We start from the raw sequence: 22,189 nt of genomic DNA, 5'->3' as shown, positions 1-22,189 counted from the left end.
CACAACTTCATGTAAGTGATATGCTATCGCCATTTTCGACATCGTATTTAAATGTTTATACTCAATTTACTTCAATAACTTTGTCATTACTTTAATTTATTTTTACAAAAATAAATTATCAACGAGTCAGACATTACTCTTTAAAAATTCATAATGTTTAATAAATATTTATTTTAAATTCCTAATCTAAAGCGAAATATTTCTAAGTATAATCTAATATTTATGAATATGCATTTTAACCATGGTATTCTCTGTTTTAACAAGTTTTATAATACGGTATTAATTTCTGATGGATCATTAATAATAAAATCCGGATTTGAATGAAGTAATGACCTTGCATCATGTGCACCCCAAGTGACAGCTGCAGATTGCATACCAGCACGTTGTGCCATCTCAACATCAAACGTTGAATCACCAATATACACCGTTTGTTGGCTATTTAAATTGTAGCGTTGCACAATTGTGTGTATGCCTTCAGGATTTGGTTTATATGCACTTACTTGATCGGATCCAACAGCTTCGGTAATCAAGTGATTTAATCCAATAGCCGATAAATTTCTTTCTAATACATCACTCTTCTTACTAGACACCACGAAAAGTTTTTTCCCTTGGTTATACAAACTTGTAATGGCTTCAGTTATACCCGCAAATTCATAAATATAGTCCTTTTCAATAGATTGATATGTATGTCTAAATGTATCGATTAACTTTGCTAATGCTGCTTCATCTAATGGTCGGTCTGCTAATTTTAAAAATGATTCTTCAATAGGTATTCCCATATAATGCGTTATTTCTTTAGATGATGGTTCCGTTAAGCCACATGCTTTAAATGCACTTTGTGTTGCTACTTCACCACATTTTTTCGTGTCTGCCAACGTACCATCAAAATCAAAAATATAATTGTCAAACTTCAATATTAACACCCCTATTCGTTTATTATTGATATTATACTATAATTTATTATTTAAATAAAAAAATAATCGATAATATTTCTGCCTAGGCATCATATTATCGACTATCTTTATTTTATTCTAAATTAGCATGATTTTGTTGCATCGTTTGTTCCGTAACATTCATTTCAGTCATCAATCCCATTACAACACTATCTAAAAATAATTGAGATGCTTGTTCAAACAAACTTCCTAATGGTTGTGCCGAGCCTTGTTCATCATATTTTGTACCTGCAGGCAAAACGATGTTCGTCCCAGCTAGATTGCCTATTGCAGAATCTTTATTTGTAGTAATTAATACGATGTCAGCACCTACTGATTTTGCTTTGTCTGCTAATAATCTTAAATGTTCCGTGGAACCTGAACCAGAGATAATTACAAATACATCATTCGACTTAATCGCAGGTGTCGTTGATTCTCCAACAACATGTGCCTGTTTGCCGAGCTGATTTAAGCGCATTGCAAAACTATTCGCCACGAATCCTGAACGTCCTTTGCCAGCTACAAATATATGTTCAGCATGTAGTATTTTGGATGCAAAAGTTGAAAACTCATCCGCTTCAACATGTGACAAAGTCATCTTTAATTCATCTAGAATTAATTGATAGTCACTAAATTTAGCCATATTACTTACCTTCGATTGCAGCGCGACATTGTTTCGCAGCTTCTACTGGATCATCTGCATTTGCGATTCCGCCACCAACAATAACAAGATCAGGACTTTCAGCGACAATATCTTTAATTGTATCTGGTTTAATTCCACCTGCTACTGCAACTTTAGAATTTTTAATAACAGATTTAACGGTTCTTAAACTTTCTAATGGTGATTGCCCTTCTGCTTGTAAATCATAACCAGTGTGTACTGCAATATAATCAGCACCCATTTCATCTAGTTCTTTTGCACGTTTTTCTAAATCTTGAACAGCAATCATATCAACTAGTAATTGTTTATTATTTTTATGAGCTTCTTCAATAGCTGCTTTAATTGATGCATCTTCTGCAACACCTAGTATTGTAATTACATCCGCGCCAAATTTAATTGCTTGGCTAACTTCATAATCAGCTGCATCCATAATTTTCATGTCTGCTAATACTTTTACATTACTAATGTTGTCTGCCATATGTTTAACTGCTGGTAAACCTTCGTTGTAAATGATTGGCGTACCGATTTCTACGATATCTACATAATCTTTTACTTTATTTGCTAACTCAGCCGCGTCTTCTTTGTTTAATAAATCAATTGCTAATTGTAATTCCACTAAAAATCATCCTTCCAATGCTTTTTATCTTTCTATTGGAACCTTTCCCGAGGCATTTCTTAATTAAACATTGCAATCAATCCATTTCATCGACATGAATTTTCGCAACATTTTTCGGGCAAGCTTCGTCGTCTAAATATATCTCAACATTCGGGTGTTTGTGAAGTAATGTGACTGGAACATCAACAGAAATTTCCTGATTTAATAAATGTGTAATAGCAGCACGTTTCTTTTCACCAAATGCGAGTAAAATGATACGTTTGGCTTGAAGAATATTAGCAAGTCCCATCGAAATGGCTTGCTTTGGAACATCATCTTCGTTTTTAAAATATCGACTATTAGCCTTAATAGTACTTTCAGTCAAATCAACGATATGAGTAACGCTATCAAACGGCGTACCAGGTTCATTAAATCCAATATGACCATTTTCACCAATACCTAAAATTTGAATATCACGTTGACCTTGTTGTTCTAAAACGTCATTATATTTTGACGCTTCCGCATTCATATCATCGGCATCTCCATTTGGAATATGAATGTTCTTTCTATTAAAATAAGGATATTGTTTGAAAAGCATGTCATCCATATAATAGTGATAACTTTGCGGATGTGATGCGGTTAAACCTACATATTCGTCTAAATTAAACGTGGATACATTGTCTACGTTTAACTGATTTTTATTTAACAACTTAACAAGTTGTTCATACAAATCTGTCATTGTACCACCAGTTGCTAAACCTAGTTTACAGTGCTGATTAAATGCCATCTCTTTATATAACTCACATGCAACATAGAATGATGCTTGTTTTTTCGATCCTAAGTTTAATACTTTCATTGTTTACATGCCTCCACAAATTTAATACATTTTAAAAACTTATGAATTCATTCATACACCATTAATATAGCATCATTTTTAATGTTTAACACTTTTCAAATTCCAACAAATTTTTGATTTTTAAAAGTAAAAAACTAATGCTGTATGATTACGTAATCCTGAGTAATTACCCTTCATGAAAATTAATTTATAAATAATTGAGCAATCGTATACAATTATCGAATAGTTTTTAGTAAAATAGAAAGATAAACACATTGATAGTGTAAGGAGTGAACGTGTTGGAACCAATTAAAGAACAAGAAGTTATAGATTTACTTGCTTCTTTTGAACATAAACCTGTGTATCTGCATGTTGAAACGACAAATGGGGCCTATGCGAACCATTTCGATCAACGTGTTTTTAATGCTGGTACTTTTTTAAGAAACATACAAATAACATATACGCATGCACAACTAAAAGGTGGTAATAAAGAACCTTATCGCATTGGTCTTAAACTATCAAATGGTGGTTGGGTTTATGTACAAGGTCTAACGCATTTTGAGGTCAATGAGCATGATGAATTTTTAATTGCAGGTTTTAATTACGAAGGTCAACTCGCTGCAGCACTTCAAATTAGTGAGCGACCATTTAATTTATAGAGGAGGCATCAACATGACTGACGAAAGACATGTATTAGTAATATTTCCACATCCTGATGATGAAACCTTCTCATCTGCAGGCACATTAGCAAATTATATCCAAAAAGGCATACCTGTAACATATGCATGTTTAACCCTAGGACAAATGGGCAGAAATTTAGGTAATCCCCCATTTGCAACACGCGAATCATTACCAAGTATTCGTGAGCGTGAACTAGAAGAAGCTTGTAAAGTTATCGGTATTACTGATTTAAGAAAAATGGGTTTACGTGACAAAACTGTCGAATTTGAACCCTATGAACATATAGATGGTATGATTAAATCTTTAATCGATGATACAAATCCATCATTGATTATTTCATTTTATCCTGGATATGCAGTACATCCTGATCACGAAGCAACAGCAGACGCTGTAATTCGAACGGTTGAACGCATGCCTAAAGAAGAACGCCCTCGTTTAACTTTAGTTGCGTTCAGTAATGATGCAACCGAAGCTCTTGGAGAACCTGATATTCAAAATGATATTACAGATTTTAAAGAACTTAAAATTAAGGCATTTGAAGCACATGCTTCTCAAACAGGTCCATTTTTAAAACAATTAGCAAGTCCTGAAATCGATGGTAAACAACACAGCTTTTTAACAGTCGAACCATATTGGACATATCACTTTAAATCTTAACGGAGGAAAAAAATGACTGAATTTGATTTATCGACACGAGAAGGTCGTTGGAAACACTTTGGTTCCGTAGATCCTATTGAAGGCACGAAACCTACTACTAAGAACGAAATGACAGATTTACAAAGTACACATAAAGATTTTTTATTTGAAATAGAAGAAGTTGGTATTAAAAACTTAGTGTACCCTGTACTTGTTGACCAGTATCAAACAGCTGGCACATTTAGTTTTTCAACAAGTTTAACAAAAGACGAAAAAGGTATTAATATGAGCCGTATAATCGAAAGTGTTGAAAAGCACTATGATAATGGTATTGAACTTGAATTTAATACACTTTATCAGGTGTTACGCACTTTACAAACGAATATGAAACAAAATGCGGCAGGCGTTGATGTTTCTGGGAAATGGTTCTTTGATCGCTATAGTCCAACCACAAATATTAAAGCAGTTGGTAATGCCGATGTCACTTATGGATTAGCAATTGACGGTGATAAAGTTACACGTAAAGAACTTACTATTGAAGCAACTGTCACAACGCTATGCCCTTGTTCAAAAGAAATAAGTGAGTATTCAGCGCACAACCAACGTGGTGTTGTCACTGTTAAAACATATATTAATAAAGATCAAGACATAGTTGATGACTATAAAAATAAAATTTTAGATGCAATGGAAGCTAATGCAAGTTCAATTCTATACCCTATTTTAAAACGTCCTGATGAAAAACGTGTGACAGAGCGTGCATATGAAAATCCACGTTTTGTCGAAGACTTAATTCGTTTAATTGCCGCGGACTTAGTTGAATTTGATTGGTTAGACGGTTTCGATATCGAATGTCGTAATGAAGAGTCTATCCATCAACATGATGCTTTCGCTAAATTAAAGTATCGCAAATAATATCATATGATTAATTCAAACGCGTAACATTAGTTGCGCGTTTTTATTATACCTTCTAGAGTTGTATATCTCTTTTATAAATCTTCTCATTTGATGTGCCTGAGTCATAAATCAATATCCTAAGCTCTACAATGATATATTGGTCGTAGTTGATTGAATAACTACTATCATTATAAATATCAAAATTTGTTGTTTTATAAATAAACACATCTTCCAGTTAAAAGAAGTAATTAAATATTATGTGATATAATTATAAAAAATAGATATAAGTGGTGTTGTAAATGAATTATTTTGTAGGTAATAGTTTAGGTGTTAATTTAACTGGGATAGAGAAAGCAATTATTAATCGTTTAAATTTATTTAAAGAAATGGGAAGACCAGCGCAATGTGTATTTCTGTCATGGAATAGATATTTATATAGAAATGCCCAAAATTATATTACTAGTTCTGACTATATTAATATGTATGATTTCTTCCAAGAAGCAACATATTTAGAACGCAATGAACCATTTGACTGGTTGTCGTATTGGACTGATGAATGTCATTATACTTTAAAACATGTTGAAAATAGTCATGACTTTAGAATATATGATCAAGAGCGTTTCTTAATGTATGCCCATTTTCAAGATCCTAAATATCGTATATTAGATTATGTAAATCATTTTGATAGTCAAAGACGAAAAGTAAAACGTGATTTTTATGATGTGCGTGGCTTTTTAAGTTGTAGTAGGATTCTTGTTGATAAACAACAAACATTATGTGAATTTTTCTATAATCCAGAAGGTGACACAAAATTAGAAAAGTATTTTTCTTACAAGGATGGCAAACCAGAAGTACAAAAAATTATTGTTTACTATGCTAACAAACAATATTTCTTTAATAATGAAACGGAATTAGGCGCATTTTTCATTAAACAACTATATCAACATGGGGATTTATTTTTCAGTGATCGTAATGTGTACACAGCACCTATTTTCAACTTAACGCCTGAGTCAATCCCAGTAGTAGCTGTGCTTCACAGTACACACATTAAAAATATTGATGCATTAGATTCATCGCCATTTAAAAATGTATATAAAGCGATGTTTGAAAATTTATCTCGATATCGTGCAATTATCGTTTCTACTGAGCAGCAAAAATTAGATGTTGAAAAACGTATTAACCATACTATTCCAGTTGTTAATATTCCTGTCGGCTATAGTGAAACAATTGATACACCAGTCCAAACATTAGATCAGCGCAGTGTTAAATTAATTTCCGTTGCTCGTTATTCACCTGAAAAACAATTACATCAACAAATTGAATTAATTAAACGCTTAGTATCGTATGTCCCAAAAATAGAGCTTCATATGTATGGTTTTGGTTCTGAAAGTAAAAAATTAAATGAATTGATACAAAAATATGGATTGGAAAATCATGTTTACTTACGCGGCTTTTTAAGCAATCTAGACCAAGAATATAGCGATGCCTATTTGAGTTTAATAACAAGTAACATGGAAGGTTTCTCTTTAGCGCTACTTGAATCTTTAGCACATGGTGTTCCAGTTATTAGTTATGATATTAAATATGGACCTAACGAACTGATTACTTCAGATTTCAATGGTTATTTAATTACTAAAAATGATGAAGATGCCCTATTTGATAAAGTAAAATATGTGATTGATCATCCTGAAGTACAGCAACGACTGTCAAAAGGTAGTTTGGCAAAAGCACAACAATATAGTAAAGCGTCGTTAATTAAACAATGGGACCAATTTGTTCGTCTTATATAAATGTACTTTACCTTTATTTTTACAAAAATAGCATTTTCCTATGTCATTTAACTAAACATGTAAGTTCGTATGAACGAGGTTTGTTAAATAGATGATTCTAGGAAAATGCTTTTTTCTTTTGACTTAGTTTAAAATATTTTGCCACTTTGTACTGATAGTAGTTGCATTGTACTGTTGTGCAGATTCTATGCTATTAATTGAAAACTGTTGCAATTTTTGAGTATTATTTAGTAATTGGTCGACCTTTTCAACCATTTGATTGATGTCACCTTGAGGTACTAAATAGCCATTAAATCCATCTTGAATCAGTTCTGATGGACCATAATCTACATCATAACTGATCACTGGTGTACCTACTGAAAGCGACTCTAAAATTGCTAAGCCAAAACCTTCCATTTTACTTGTCGATAACATCAGTTCTGCTTTAGCAATCTCTTCATTAATATGCGTCTTAAAACCATGAAATTTAACATGTTCCGATAAATGATAATCTTCTACAAGTTGTCGATATTCTGACAAACCATTTCCATGTCCATAAATATTCAATTGAATATTGGGATGTTTTGTTACTAATTGCTTGATTACTTCAATTTGATGTTTAATTTGTTTATTTTCAACGAGGCGAGCAATTGATATGATATGATTTTTCTCCTTTTGATTGATGTCAAATTGATACTTTAAATTTGCCACGTAGCCAACCGGAATATTGATAACTGGTATTTTATTTTCAATATATTGTGAAATATCTTGGCATTGCTTTTCTGTTGATACAACAATCGCTTTATAACGTGTTAAATTATTAAACACTGTTTTATAAAAACTTTTTATACCATTACCGGCACCGGATAAATGTGTACTATGGAGCACAACAATAACTGGAATACTTTGATTTAATCCCGCTATAACATTTCCTAATTCATGAGGACGATCTAATATGATTTGATCATTATTTTTACATAATTGATGGAGAAAATATTGAACTAATTCATCTTCTGTATCAAAAAATTGTTGATGCTGGTCTTCATTTAAGATAACCTTTGTGAGCGTGTTTTTCCCTTTTATATCGTCAAAATATTTTTGGATGACGATTTCCCCATTAGGTGTATAGTAATTTTCGAGTACAATCCGTTGTCCTTCACCTAAAATTCGAGAACAACTTAAAAAGCCTCTTCCATCATACAATTCGCGTTTTACTTTTCTTCTTTTATGATCAAAATAATTCACATAATTTAATTGATGATACTGTTTATCTAAAAAATGAGCATACATTACAAATTGCTCTTCATCATATATTCTGACATCATTTGAATTTTCCACAAATTTCAATGTGTACCTACATGACTTTTCCCAATACTGTATCCAGTTAACTTGCTTTGTCTTTTTATAATTGATTGCTTTTTGAAAATAGTCATACATTGTAAATACATCATTTTCAATCTGATGTTGCTTCGCATATGTGTATGAATAAGGATTCCATTTAACATATACACATTTTGAAGATATGCCGTGTTGTTTGAACAACTTCAATCTATTTATTTGCGCTTTTTCTACACCTGTAATTTTACTTTCTAAAATTGTTCCTAAAATGTAATTCATATTATCGCCTCATATAAGTTTTATTCCGTATCTTTATTGTTTATTTTATATGAAAAATACATCTATTGCATGTGTAATTATAAAAAAACCAGGCCACAAGGACCTGGGTCATATTGTATTATTTGTTTTGTTTTTTGCGACGACCGAATAACAATAATGAACCTAATGCTGCAAATAATCCACCAAATAACGTTGCGTTATTTGAGCCGTTATTTTCACTACCTGTTTCTGGTAATGCTTTTGCTTTATTGTGATGGTCTTTAGTAGTACTCATTGGTTTAACAGGTGTATGTTTTCCTGCATCCGAGTCTGAATCGCTGTCTGAATCACTGTCTGAGTCTGAGTCGCTATCAGAGTCTGAGTCGCTGTCCGAATCTGAGTCGCTATCTGAGTCTGAGTCGCTGTCTGAATCTGAATCACTGTCTGAGTCTGAGTCGCTATCTGAGTCTGAATCGCTGTCTGAATCTGAGTCGCTATCTGAGTCTGAATCGCTGTCTGAATCTGAGTCGCTATCTGAGTCCGAATCGCTATCTGAATCTGAGTCGCTGTCTGAGTCTGAGTCGCTATCTGAGTCTGAATCGCTGTCTGAGTCCGAATCGCTATCTGAATCTGAGTCGCTGTCTGAGTCTGAATCGCTATCTGAATCTGAGTCGCTATCTGAGTCTGAATCGCTGTCCGAATCTGAGTCGCTATCTGAATCTGAGTCGCTGTCTGAATCTGAATCACTGTCTGAGTCTGAGTCGCTGTCTGAGTCTGAGTCGCTGTCTGAGTCACTATCTGAGTCTGAATCGCTGTCTGATGTATCTTCTTCGAAGTATCCGTTATCAAGTGTGAAATCATCATGATCCGTAATTGTTACGTCAACTTCGCCACCATCTGCATCTTTATCATCTTCAGTTGTATTTGTAACTGTTTGTGTTAAGCCAGCAGGCTTTTCAAAAATAACTTTGTATTTACCGCTATCTAAATTATCAAAGCAGTATTTACCATTTTCATCTGTTTTAGTTGTTCCAATTACTTCGCCTTTTTCATTTAATAAAGTAACTTTAACATCTTTGATACCTTTTTCAGTTGAATCTTGTTTGCCGTCTTTATTACTGTCGTACCAAACATAATCACCTAAACTATATTTTGGTGTTTTATAGAAACCACTGTCTAATGTCATGTTATCTGCATCTTTAATGACACCTGTTGTTGTTAAACCATTAGAATCTTTTTCAGTATCATTTCCAGAAGTTACTGAAGTTGGTGTATAACCTGATGGTGTCTCGAATTCAACTTTATAAGTTCCATTGTTTAAATCAGTGAATTGATATTTACCATTTTCATCTGTTGTAACTGTTTTTAAAACTTTGTCGTTTTCATCTTTTAACGTAACTGTTACACCTGAAATGCCCTTTTCATCTTTATCTTGAACACCGTTTTTATTTGTATCTTCCCATACATAGTCACCTAAGTTGTAAGTCGGTTTGTAGAAACCAGAGTCAATAGTATCGTTATCTTTATCTTTAATGACACCTGTTGTTGATGTACCATTTGAATCTATACCTTCATCAGTTCCTGAACCTACTTGTGTTGGTGTGTAACCTGATGGTGTTTCGAATTCAACTTTATAAGTTCCATTTTCTAATCCAGTAAATTGATATTTACCATCTTTATCTGTTTTAGTTGTTTGTAAAACTTCACCGTTTTCATTTTTCAATGTAACTGTTACGCCTGAAATACCTTTTTCAGTTGAATCCTGCTTACCATCTTTATTTGTATCTTCCCATACATAATTACCTAAATTATATTTTGGTGTTTTGTAGAATCCACTATCTAATGTCATGTTATCAGCACCATTAATAACACCTGTTGTTGTTAAACCATTAGAGTCTTTTTCAATGTCGCTACCAGATGTTACTGTAGTCGGTGTATAGCCTTCTGGTGTAGTAAATTCAACTTTATAATTACCATTATCTAAATCAGTAAATTTATATTTGCCATCAGCGTCTGTTGTAACTGTTTTTAACACGTTACCGTTTTCATCTTTTAATGTTACCGTTACGCCAGATATACCTTTTTCATCTTGGTCTTGGATACCATTTTTATTTGTATCTTCCCAGACATAGTCACCTAAGTTGTATTTAGGTTTGTAAATACCTAAGTCTGCAGATAAGTTATCTTTGCCATTAACTGTAATAACTGAAGATAAGCCGTTTGAATCTAATTCTTCGTTATTACCTTGTTTTGAAGGGGTTACTTCATAACCTTTTGGTAAGTTTGAAAATTCTACACGGTAATCTCCATTAGGTAAGTTTGGAATCAAGTATGACCCATCTTCTTTAGTAACTGCTTCTCCTACTTTTGTATTTGTATTATTATCAAATACAGTTACAGTTACATTGCCAACGCCTTTTTCTCCTAATTCTTGAACACCGTTTTTATTAGTATCTTCCCATACGTAGTTACCAATTTTATATACTTCTTGACCAGCTCCGCCACTTTGGTTATTAGTAAATCCTAAAGCATTGCCAGTAGAAACGGATTTATTACCTGTTGAAGATAAAGTAGCCATTTGAACAAGTGTTGGGCTTTCGCTATTTGTATATTGGAATTTTGTATTAACCATTACAACATAAGCAGAATCTGCATTTCCAAAATCAATAACAGCGCTATTGTTGTCGCCATATGTAATTTTCTGCAAGTATTGATTTGTTACATCTGTAAGCTCTTTAGTATTCACATCGTATCCTTTATTTAATGTATAACCTTTAGGAACTTGATATATTTTTATATCTGTTACATCTTTATTTATTTGCCCGATATTATTAGGATAACTTGAGTGGTAAGCTTGAACTTTTAGTTTGGCATTTGTTAAAGAATTTTCCGATGGATTTACATAAATCGTTTGTTTATAGTACCCTGGATTTTCTTTATTTCCAACATGTGAAACTGTTTCAGTGAACGCTGATCCAATTGAATTTTTCTCATTTACAACATAATCTGGATATTGAATGTTAGCAGTTGTTTTTGTTGTAGTATTACCTATCGTAACATTAAACTCAACATCGTTTTTACTAACAGGAATTGTATCAGCATCCATATAAATTGAATAATTAATTCCCATTTGTACAGAATTAAATCGATCAACATAATCTGTAAATGTATATGTAATTAAATTATTTGCAGTATCATGTTTTGCAGTCGCAATTGTTTCACCATTATTTGGATCTTTAATATCACCAATATTTTTAATATCTTCCGGATTCAATCCATATACTTGTACTGTATCTGAGTATTTAATTGTGAAATAATCACCTGATTTAACTTTGTCATCAACTGTAATTTGTGATTTTAATGATAAATAATCTTGGGCTGGTACGATTTTATTGTTTTTATCTGCATCAACGACAGTTAATGTTGTATTTGATGTGATTAAATCATTAACATTTTTAGCCTCTGTTGATGATGGCTGTACTGCTGCTATACGCATTCTTGTATTCAAACGTTTAGGTGCTGTACTTTTTGGCAAAATGATATCTGCATTATTTTCATTATTTGAATTACTATTGTTATCAACAAGAGTTTCATCATTACTCTTGATAGCATCACTTTTAACATTTAATGTAGTTGATTCAGTTTTGGCATCTACCTTTTTGTTTTCCTCATTAGTTGGTTGAACATTTACCACTGATTTATTCTCTTGCAAATCAGGTTGTAACGCTTCTTGATTACTTATAGTTTGTTTAGTGTTTAAATCTTCATTCGTAGATTTTGGTGAAGCTTGCTCATCTGATTTGGCAGTTGAAACTTCAACTTTATTTCCAGTGGTAGATTGTACACTTTCTTTTTCTATTAATTTATTCCCATTTGAAGTCGTTTCATTACCTTGAGATGATACCATTTCTTTTTGATTATCATTTTTAGTATTGTCTTCTTGATTTAGTTGCTGCATATCAACTTTATCACTCGATTGATTATCACTTGCTGAAGTTGTCGCTTCGTTCAATTCTTTATTAGTACTTTCTGCAGCCTTTGCTTCTTGGTTCCCCAGACCAAAAATTAATGTTGTACCTACTAAAATTGATGCTGTTCCCACTGTGTACTTTCTAATCGAAAATTTATTTAATCGATTGGATACCATGCCTTTCCTTGTTATTGCCGTTTTATTTTCTCTGTTTAGCATTAGATTACTCCTAATTCATCAAATTTTTAAATAATACAATTGTTTTAAATACAAAAATGTATATCAATATAGTATTACATTTTTAGATAAAGCACAATACTTTAATTATTTTTCTTTATCGTAAAACGTTATTTAACATTTGTGTTTAAATAAAAGTTTTTATGAGTTTTGTAATCTTTATTTAATCATCATAAAAAATAGTATTATTTGCCCTTGAAATTAATATCTTAGCTTTTCTAATTCATAGACAATTACATTTCTGTAACAAATTAAATTGTATCTATTCCTTAAAGATTTTTTGTTTTATATCTGGGAATTTCTAAACAGAAAAAACCAGGCCACATGGACCTGGTTAAGTTAATCATATTATTTATTTTGTTTTTTACGACGACCGAATAACAATAATGATCCTAATGCCGCGAATAATCCACCGAATAATGTGCCATTATTTGAATTATTATTTTCACTACCTGTTTCTGGTAATGCTTTAGCTGTTTTATGCTGATCTTTAACCGTACTCATTGGTTTAGCCGGAGTATGTTTACCTGCATCTGAATCTGAATCGCTATCTGAATCTGAGTCGTTGTCTGAGTCCGAATCGCTATCTGAATCTGAGTCGCTGTCTGAATCTGAATCGCTATCCGAGTCTGAGTCGCTATCTGAGTCTGAGTCGCTATCTGAATCTGAATCGCTGTCTGAGTCTGAATCGCTATCTGAGTCTGAATCGCTGTCCGAATCTGAGTCGCTATCTGAATCTGAATCGCTATCTGAATCTGAGTCGTTGTCTGAGTCCGAATCGCTATCTGAATCTGAGTCGCTATCTGAGTCTGAGTCGCTATCTGAATCTGAGTCGCTGTCTGAATCTGAATCACTGTCTGAGTCTGAGTCGCTGTCTGAGTCTGAATCGCTGTCAGAATCTGAGTCGCTATCTGAGTCTGAATCTGAATCACTGTCTGAGTCCGAATCGCTATCTGAATCTGAATCGCTATCTGAGTCTGAGTCGCTATCCGAATCTGAGTCGCTATCTGAGTCTGAGTCGCTATCCGAGTCTGAATCGCTGTCTGAGTCTGAGTCGCTGTCTGAATCTGAATCGCTATCTGAGTCTGAGTCGCTGTCTGAATCGCTGTCTGAATCTGAGTCGCTATCTGAATCTGAGTCGCTATCTGAGTCTGAATCGCTGTCAGAATCTGAGTCGCTATCTGATGTTTCTTCTTCGTAGTAGCCATTATCAAGTGTGAAATCATCATGATCCGTAATTGTTACATCAACTTCGCCACCATCGGCATCTTTATCATCTTCAGTTGTATTTGTACCTGTTTGAGTTAAGCCAGCAGGTTTTTCAAAGATAACTTTGTATTTACCACTATCTAAATTATCAAAGCGGTATTTACCATTTTCATCTGTTTCAGTTGTACCAATTACTTCGCCTTTTTCGTTTTGCAAAGTAACTTTAACACCTTTAATTCCTTTTTCAGTCGAATCTTGTTTACCATCTTTATTACTGTCGTACCAAACATAATCACCTAAACTATATTTTGGTGTTTTGTAGAATCCACTATCTAATGTCATGTTGTCAGCGTCTTTAATGACACCTGTTGTAGTTAGTCCATCAGAATCTACAGCATCATCTGTACCTACATTTGCAGTTGTCGGTGTATAACCGGCTGGTGTTGAAAACTCTACACTATAAGTTCCATTGCTTAAACCAGTGAACTGATATTTACCATTTTCATCTGTTGTCGTACGATCTAATTCTTTACCGTTACTATCTTTAAGAATGACATAAACACCTTTAATCCCTTTTTCATTGGCATCTTGTTTACCATCTTTATTTGTATCTTCCCATACATAGTCACCTAGATTATATTTCTTTTGGTCGCCATTAGCAGTTGATGAGCCATTCACATTTGAATAACTATTTGACCAACTATATTTAGTTTTGTCAGTGTCTAAAGTATAATCAATTTTTCCATTATCTGTTGAACTATTATCTGGATAAGCAACTTGTTGAATGATGTATTGTTTATTGCTGCTTGTTTGGCCTTTCATTAAATCGACTGTAGCTGTTTTATTATCATTACTATAAATAACATCGAATTGATCAGTAACATCTTTAAGTTTTGAAGTATCAGGGGTGAAACTATCCACAAATTGATTTTGATCTGTCACTTCGTAAATTTTGAAGTTTTTTGCATTTGGATTAAATTTATATCCAGTTAAATTAGTAACAAACGTTTGTTTAGTATATGTATTTTTAGGTTGATTTACATATGCAGTCATATTACGCGATAAATCTTCATTGTTAATATAGTTTGTACTTGAAATAAGCGGTTGTGCTTTTTTATTACCATAATCGACAATGATTTCTTCGCTATATGTATCATTACCTAAAGTTACTTCCATTTTATAAGCTGTTTTATCAGTTGTTGCATTTTTACGTTTCGCAAATGCAACTTGTTCAAAGCTACCTCTAACATTTGTATATTGATCTACATAGTTCGTAAAAGTATATGTTGTTGTGTTTGTTGTACTATCATAAATACCTTTTGCAATAATATTACCTTGGGCATTATATAAATTTTGAGTTTGTGAAGGTAATCTTACTGATCCTGGACGGAAATATTGACCATATTTAAAAGTAAATGTATCGCCCTCTTTAACAGAATCATCGATTGTGTAATTTGCTTTTAATTTTAAAACATCACTTGAAGTTGCCCAAAATTCAGTTTTACCAGTAGTCTGATTAACATGTCCTTTATCAATCGCAATGTCAATATTTGAAAAATGTACTTTATCATTAACATTTGTTCCTTGTTGTGGAGCTGCAACAGTATTCACTGCCATGCGATTTAAAGTTCTTGGTTTAATAGTCGTTGTTTTAGGTGTAGTTGAAACATCTTTTGCTTGTGTTAAATTACTTTTATCAGTTTCATTACTATATGTAGTTGATGATTTATCATTTGTTGTTACATTGCTAGTTTTTGTAGTAGATTGATTAGCTGTAGCGTTTTGTGGTGATTGCATGTTACTACTAGTTTCTTTAACTGTTGCACTATCACTCATTGTCACTTTAGGCTGATCTGCAGTTGCAGTTTGCGTATTGTCTTTTAGTTGACGACTATCAACTTTTTTAGTTGTTTTATTCTCACTTGGGGCTGTCGTTTCATTTTTTGATTGATTTAATTCTCCATTCGTATGTTCTGCCGCTTTAGCTTCATGACCACTTAACCCAAAAATCAATGTTGTCCCTACTAAAATTGAAGCAGTACCTACAGAATACTTTCTTATCGAAAATTTGTTTAATCGATTTGGTATCATGCCTTTTCTATTTGTTGCTGTCTTTTTATTATTCATTTAATAATACTCCTTTAAAATATCAAAATTTGATAAATATAATATTTTGCATATATAAATTTCTGCATTACTATCGTAATATAAATTTCAATAAAGTGCAATACTTTAATTATTTTTCTTTATTTTACAATGTTATTTGCTAGAAATATTAATATGAATAACAGTTTAAGAATTGCAATTTTTAATACTTTTTTTCTTTAATTGCTTTAAATTATTTATCTATATTTTTAAAACTCACTTTTAATCTAAGCTTGTTTTCAATTCGCTATTACATCTTATTTTAATTAATAACATTGCTCACAACAGTAATATCAAAGGCTTACTATTGGTGCATTAGAACAAAAAATAGGCATGTGACTTAAAAGCATTCTCAATGAAATACCTTAAGCTACATACCTATTTTTAATGTATATTTACATATTTTTTAATATTATTTTAAATGTTCATATGGACTATTATTCACAAAAGATACAATTTGATCGACAAATAATCTTGCTCGTAATTGGAATTCACTATCATTTAAGTAATATGAACCATCTTCATTTTTAGCAAAATCAGAATCATGTGTTGCTATTTGAGTTGGTACAGCAATGCCTAGTAAACTTCTGACGATTACTCTTAAATGTGACAATGGCTCTGAACTAACAATACCACCACTATTTCCTATTAAGCCTACAGGTTTCATTTTAAAATAATCCATATTTAGATGATCTAATGCATTTTTCAATATTCCAGAATATGAACCATGATAGTTTGGCGTTCCTAATATTAAAAAGTCCGCCGCCATTGCTTTCTCTTTTAAATCTTTCATATTTTGTTTGATTTCATCAATAGACGGTGTTGTTCCTGAAAAATCTAATTGATTTAACGGTTTTTCTGCTAAATCGAATATTTCCGCTTCAATATCATGTGTTTTAAAATGCTCAGTTAAGTATCTTGCTAGTGCACTTGTATGTGAATTCACTTGTGCACTGCCAATAATAATTAATCCTTTCATATTTGACCCCTCTTTTTTTATTAAACTTGTTGTTCACGTAATAATTTCATAATAGCTTTTCCAACACCACTATTTTCATTCGTATCTGTGACATATTTCGCTATTTTTTTAACTTCTTCTGCACCATTTTCCATCGCAACTGGATAGCCAACTTTCTCTAACATTGATAAGTCATTTAAATTGTCACCTATTGACATGACTTCTTTCATTTCAATCCCTAATCTTTCGGCAATTGTTTCTAGCGCAATACCTTTTTGTGCATCTGAATGCGTTATTTCTATATTTCCTCTCGAAGATGATGATATAGCTAAATTCGGAGATTCAGCTAAAATTTTACTAGCTTTGTCAATTTTTTCTAAATTTCCATCAAATGCTAATATTTTCATAATTAATTCACCAGGTATGTTTTCAATAGCATCATAATTATCAACAACTTTCAACGTACCATTATCTATGCGTCTTTGAATACCATTTTTAATACGCTCAACGTTTGCATGTTGACCTGCACGCTCAGCAATATCTATGTAAATGTCTAAATCTCTTTGTGGATCTTCAGTATAAATCGCACGACTCGTGTATACTTGATAATAAATACCTGCATCTTTTAAAACATTTGTAATTTTGTGTACTAACGATTTATTAAGGTGTGAAGTGCTCATTACATTGAAAGTTTCATCACGTACTTCAGCACCATTCAAACAAATATATGGTACTGTTAAATCTGTGTCAGCAACTGGTGCTTGTGCTTCATAAAATGCTCGACCTGTCGCGATAACAACCGTTATCCCTTGTTCTTGAGCGTATTTAATCGCATCAATATTAGGTTGAGAAATTTCATGTGCTGCATTAAGTAGCGTGCCATCCATATCAGTGGCTATTAGTTTTATCATTATGTTACCTCGTTTCGTAAATTTAAAATCTTGTTCTTAAATAAGAATATATACTCAGCGCACATACTTTTCTATTAACATTTATATTGTCATTAATTTATCATATAATGTAATTCTAACAAATTTTAATTAGTATGTACTATCGTCTAATTGGTGGATTTCTTATTGGCTCTTAAGTTTTTAAAAAATGTTGTTAATAATGTGCTACATGCTTCTTTAAGTACACCTTTATCAACAATTGCACGATGATTAAAATTAGATTGTTGCAATAAATTCATTAAACTGCCACTACAACCACCTTTAGGATCATCTGCGCCATAGACGACTCTTGGAATGCGACTCATTACAATTGTTCCTGCGCACATGACACATGGTTCTAAGGTTACATATAATGTGCAACCTTCTAAACGCCAACTACCTAACACTTTGGCTGCACGTTCAATTGCAATATGTTCAGCATGCGCCGTTGGTTGTTGTAGTGTTTCTCTTAAATTATGTGCTCTAGCGATAACTTCATCATCTTTAGTGATGATAGCACCTATAGGTACTTCGCCTAGTTGAGCTGCTTTTTTAGCTTCTTCAATCGCTAATGTCATAAAATATATATCATTTGTCATTTATGTCCAGATACCTCACTTATGGTACAATACTCAATGTCTATTTTAACATTTGGAGATGTGAATATGAACAAACCTTTTATAGCAATTGAAGGTCCTATTGGCGTAGGTAAATCTTCACTTGCACACAAATTAAGTCAAACTTTAGATTTTTATGAAGAAAAAGAAATCATCACAGAAAATCCATTTTTATCAGACTTTTATGAAGATATCTCTAAATGGAGTTTTCAAACTGAAATGTTCTTTTTATGCAATAGATATAAGCAATTTCAAGATGTAACACAACTAAATCAAGGTGTAGTTAGTGATTATCATATACATAAAAATAAGATATTTGCTAAAAATACTTTGAGTTCTGTTGAATTTCAGAAATTCAGTAAAATTTATGATATTTTAACTGAAGATATGATTATGCCGAATATGATTATCTTTTTAGATGCAGACCTTGATGTGTTAAAATCTAGAATTGCTAAACGTAACCGTAGTTTTGAGCATCAAATAGAAGATGAATATCTGTTAAAGTTAAAAAAAGATTATCGTGAGTATTATGAGTCCTTACAAAGTAATGGTTCAAATGTAGTTTTAATCGATACAACTTCTATTGATTTTCTTAAAAATGAACAAGATTACGAAGATATATTACATATTATATTACCTATGATAGGAGATATTACCAATGAATAATTACGGTATTCCACAAAATGCCATTATAACCATTGCAGGTACAGTTGGTGTTGGAAAATCAACACTAACGCAAGCACTTGCAGATAAATTAAACTTTAAAACGTCTTTTGAAAATGTCGAACATAATCCATATTTAGATAAATTTTACAGCGATTTTGAACGATGGAGTTTCCATTTGCAAATTTACTTCTTAGCTGAACGTTTTAAAGAACAAAAGCGTATGTTTGAATATGGTGGTGGCTTTGTCCAAGATCGATCAATTTATGAAGATGTTGATATTTTTGCAAAAATGCATGAAGAAGAAGGCACAATGAGTAAAGAAGATTTCAAAACATATTCAGACTTATTTAATGCCATGGTCATGACACCTTATTTTCCTAAACCTGATGTAATGATTTATTTAGAATGTAACTATGATGAGGTCATTGATCGTATTATTGAACGTGGTCGCGAAATGGAAATTAATACAGACCCTGAATACTGGAAAAAGCTATTTAAACGCTATGACGATTGGATTAATAGCTTTAATGCATGTCCAGTTGTACGTATCAATATTAATGAATATGATATCCATAAGGACCCCGAATCTTTAAATCCTATGATAAACAAAATTGCTCGAATTATTCAAACATATCGACAAGTAGATACACGATAAAAGACTAAAGACATAGCGTATATGTTTATATTCAATGTATATTCCATAGATATTATCGATTATTTTATCAATTCTATCGAATACATTAATTCACATATACACTATGTCTTTCTTTTTAATTTAAAGCTTCTAAAATATCTGCCGCACTATTTAAAATAATATCAGCTTCATGTAATTCTTCTTTTGTTGCAATACCTGTTAATACACCTATTGCCATACCTAAATTTGCATTACTTGCTGTCTTCATATCATTAGCAGTGTCTCCTACTATAGCTACTTTCTGAGGATCTACATTATATTGCTCAAATAAAGGCGATAATACTTTAGGATTTGGCTTCTCATAGGCATCCGCTTCGGTAGAAATGATCAAATCGAACAACGAGGTAGCATTGGTATGTGCTAAAAATTGTTCTACACCTTTTTTAGTATCACTCGTAACAATACCAAGTTGATAGCCTTTTGCTTTCAAATCGATAAGTGCTTCTTTAACACCTTCTACCCAATTAATTTCAGGAATACGTTCATCTACCAGCTTTTGACTTGTTGACTTGGACCAGTCGGTTGTATCTTGTCCCGTCACATCATTAAATGCCTGGATAATTTGTTGTAAAGATCCTGAACCCATCACTGATTTTGGATCAATAGATTCTTTAATGACACCGAGTTGTCTTAAAGCAGCTTCTTTATTATGTACTGGGAAAGTCTCAAGCAATGATTGTACAAATCGTACCCCTATTTTTTCCCAACTTCTATCAAATTCAATTAACGTACCATCTTTATCAAATAATATCCATTCCATTGATATCAATACTCCTATTTATTTATTTCGTATTATGCTGATTCTATGATATTCGTTATCCCCTGAAAATGAACTCGTAGTATTGTTCTATTTAAATATTGAATTAAATATAATAATAAGTGAAATCCCCTTCAATACTTAACAATAAACATTGTAAACTTAATTTATTACCATGCTTCGCTTCATTGAAAGGGATTTTAGTCATGATTAACTTTTGCATATTGTTTTCATGATTATATTCAATTTTTATTAATATTTTGGTACAACGACTCTCCAACCATTTTTATCTTCTAAAGTACCATTTTGAATACCAGTATAGACGTCGTATAATTTTTGAGTAATTTCACCAGTCTCATTATTATTAATAACGATTTCACGATCTTCGTATCTCAATGTACCCACAGGTGAAATAACTGCTGCAGTACCACTACCAAATACTTCTGTTAACTCACCTTTATCATATGATTCGAATAATTCATCGATTGAAACGCGGCGCTCTTCGACTTCATATCCTAAGTTTTTAGCTAATTCGATAATAGATTTACGTGTAATACCAGGTAAAATACTGCCATTCAACTCTGGTGTAATTACTTTGCCATTTTCAACGAAGAAAATGTTCATGCTACCAACTTCTTCGATATATTTCTGTTCAACACCATCAAGCCATAATACTTGGTCATAACCTAATTTATTTGCATTAGTTTGTGCTAATAAACTTGCCGCATAGTTACCTGCAACTTTTGCAAAGCCTACACCGCCACGAACAGCACGCACATATTCATCTTCTACATAGATTTTAGTTGGTTTTAAAGTTTCACCACCATAATATGCACCTGAAGGAGATAAAATAATTAATAATTTATACTGATGTGATGCACCAACGCCAAGTGCCCCTTCTGTTGCAAAAACAAATGGACGAATATATAATGATTGACCTTCCCCTTCAGGAATCCAATCTCTTTCAATATCAACTAATTGTTTTAGCCCCTCTAACAATTCTGCTTCGTCTACTTGAGGCATTTCTAATCGTGCTAACGAGTTATTAAGACGCTTAAAATTTTCTTCAGGACGGAAAAGTGCAACTTCCCCATCTCTTTTATATGCTTTTAATCCTTCGAATACCGATTGACCATAATGAACACCTTGTGCAGCAGGTGAAATTTCAATAGGACCATAAGGTACTATCTTCAAATCATGCCATCCTTTATCTGCATCATAATCATAACTCAACATATAATCAGTAAAATATTTACCAAAACCTAGTTGAGATGTATTTGGTTTTTGTTTTAATGTTTCTCGTCGTTCAACTTTAACTGCTTGTGACATGGTGATTGCCTCCTAATAATATTGTATAAGAATTTGTTTAACTTAAATTATAACAATCCATATTTTGCTGTTCAACAAA

18 protein-coding genes are annotated in these 22,189 nt (G+C 32.4%); 6 read left to right on the top strand and 12 right to left on the bottom strand.

Annotated features, from left to right (window positions below):
* Positions 1-266: 266 nt before the first annotated feature.
* The 4 genes from JG553_RS00310 to nagB all read right to left on the bottom strand — a co-directional run bounded on the left by JG553_RS00310 (position 267) and on the right by nagB (position 3,044).
* On the bottom strand, positions 267-914 hold the full coding sequence (locus JG553_RS00310; protein WP_000667097.1) for an HAD family hydrolase: 648 nt from the start codon (positions 912-914) through the stop codon (positions 267-269).
* A 112-nt stretch (positions 915-1,026) separates the two neighbouring features.
* A complete protein-coding gene (gene hxlB, locus JG553_RS00305) occupies positions 1,027-1,575 on the bottom strand; it encodes a 6-phospho-3-hexuloisomerase (protein WP_001051594.1) in 549 nt (182 codons plus the stop codon).
* Position 1,576: 1 nt separating this feature from the next.
* The gene (gene hxlA, locus JG553_RS00300; protein ID WP_000422861.1) at positions 1,577-2,209 is read right to left on the bottom strand and encodes a 3-hexulose-6-phosphate synthase; all 633 of its coding nucleotides are present in this window, start codon (positions 2,207-2,209) and stop codon (positions 1,577-1,579) included.
* Between the two features lie 76 nt (positions 2,210-2,285).
* Entirely contained in the window at positions 2,286-3,044 is a 759-nt protein-coding gene (nagB, locus tag JG553_RS00295; RefSeq protein WP_000866416.1) for a glucosamine-6-phosphate deaminase, read from the bottom strand.
* A gap of 275 nt (positions 3,045-3,319) precedes the next feature.
* Here nagB and JG553_RS00290 point away from each other — a divergent pair, with 275 nt between their 5' ends.
* From JG553_RS00290 to sdgB, 4 genes are all read left to right on the top strand, one after another.
* Positions 3,320-3,682: a YojF family protein gene (locus JG553_RS00290; protein ID WP_001547756.1), complete on the top strand. Its 363-nt coding sequence runs from the start codon at positions 3,320-3,322 to the stop codon at positions 3,680-3,682.
* Between the two features lie 13 nt (positions 3,683-3,695).
* Positions 3,696-4,361, top strand: a complete 666-nt coding sequence (bshB2, locus tag JG553_RS00285; RefSeq protein ID WP_000129063.1) for a bacillithiol biosynthesis deacetylase BshB2 — start codon at positions 3,696-3,698, stop codon at positions 4,359-4,361.
* 12 nt (positions 4,362-4,373) lie between these two features.
* Positions 4,374-5,252, top strand: a complete 879-nt coding sequence (folE2, locus tag JG553_RS00280) for a GTP cyclohydrolase FolE2 (protein ID WP_000134232.1) — start codon at positions 4,374-4,376, stop codon at positions 5,250-5,252.
* A 281-nt stretch (positions 5,253-5,533) separates the two neighbouring features.
* Positions 5,534-7,024: a serine-aspartate repeat adhesin O-glycosyltransferase SdgB gene (gene sdgB / locus JG553_RS00275; protein WP_001106113.1), complete on the top strand. Its 1,491-nt coding sequence runs from the start codon at positions 5,534-5,536 to the stop codon at positions 7,022-7,024.
* Between the two features lie 123 nt (positions 7,025-7,147).
* Here the strand turns inward: sdgB and sdgA are convergent, their stop codons facing one another.
* The 6 genes from sdgA to tadA all read right to left on the bottom strand — a co-directional run bounded on the left by sdgA (position 7,148) and on the right by tadA (position 18,646).
* Positions 7,148-8,620, bottom strand: a complete 1,473-nt coding sequence (gene sdgA, locus JG553_RS00270; protein ID WP_001106738.1) for a serine-aspartate repeat adhesin O-glycosyltransferase SdgA — start codon at positions 8,618-8,620, stop codon at positions 7,148-7,150.
* A 118-nt stretch (positions 8,621-8,738) separates the two neighbouring features.
* A complete protein-coding gene (gene sdrD / locus JG553_RS00265) occupies positions 8,739-12,788 on the bottom strand; it encodes an MSCRAMM family adhesin SdrD (protein WP_000934431.1) in 4,050 nt (1,349 codons plus the stop codon).
* Between the two features lie 366 nt (positions 12,789-13,154).
* The gene (gene sdrC, locus JG553_RS00260) at positions 13,155-16,142 is read right to left on the bottom strand and encodes an MSCRAMM family adhesin SdrC (protein WP_001060498.1); all 2,988 of its coding nucleotides are present in this window, start codon (positions 16,140-16,142) and stop codon (positions 13,155-13,157) included.
* 430 nt (positions 16,143-16,572) lie between these two features.
* Positions 16,573-17,139 carry an NADPH-dependent FMN reductase gene (locus JG553_RS00255; protein ID WP_000677261.1) on the bottom strand — a complete coding sequence of 189 codons (567 nt, stop codon included), beginning with the start codon at positions 17,137-17,139 and terminating at the stop codon, positions 16,573-16,575.
* A gap of 20 nt (positions 17,140-17,159) precedes the next feature.
* Entirely contained in the window at positions 17,160-18,029 is an 870-nt protein-coding gene (locus JG553_RS00250) for a Cof-type HAD-IIB family hydrolase (RefSeq protein WP_000593367.1), read from the bottom strand.
* 146 nt (positions 18,030-18,175) lie between these two features.
* Entirely contained in the window at positions 18,176-18,646 is a 471-nt protein-coding gene (tadA, locus tag JG553_RS00245) for a tRNA adenosine(34) deaminase TadA (protein ID WP_000180281.1), read from the bottom strand.
* 66 nt (positions 18,647-18,712) lie between these two features.
* On the opposite strand from tadA, the gene JG553_RS00240 reads away from it, so the two are divergent.
* Together JG553_RS00240 and JG553_RS00235 are read left to right on the top strand one after the other, a co-directional pair.
* Entirely contained in the window at positions 18,713-19,330 is a 618-nt protein-coding gene (locus tag JG553_RS00240) for a deoxynucleoside kinase (RefSeq protein WP_001039519.1), read from the top strand.
* Positions 19,323-19,985, top strand: a complete 663-nt coding sequence (locus tag JG553_RS00235; protein ID WP_001067262.1) for a deoxynucleoside kinase — start codon at positions 19,323-19,325, stop codon at positions 19,983-19,985. The genes JG553_RS00240 and JG553_RS00235 overlap by 8 nt, the downstream gene beginning before the upstream one ends.
* Before the next feature lie 115 nt (positions 19,986-20,100).
* On the opposite strand, the gene JG553_RS00230 is transcribed toward JG553_RS00235, so the two are convergent.
* Positions 20,101-20,784: an HAD family hydrolase gene (locus JG553_RS00230; RefSeq protein ID WP_000454784.1), complete on the bottom strand. Its 684-nt coding sequence runs from the start codon at positions 20,782-20,784 to the stop codon at positions 20,101-20,103.
* 249 nt (positions 20,785-21,033) lie between these two features.
* A complete protein-coding gene (locus tag JG553_RS00225) occupies positions 21,034-22,110 on the bottom strand; it encodes a branched-chain amino acid aminotransferase (RefSeq protein WP_000076036.1) in 1,077 nt (358 codons plus the stop codon).
* Between the last annotated feature and the right edge of the window lie 79 nt (positions 22,111-22,189).

This window comes from Staphylococcus sp. T93, from assembly GCF_016743875.1.
Classification (GTDB): Bacteria; Bacillota; Bacilli; order Staphylococcales; family Staphylococcaceae; genus Staphylococcus; species Staphylococcus aureus.
The sequence above is the reverse complement of the archived record's forward strand: the minus strand, read 5'-3'. Positions and strand labels throughout refer to the sequence as shown.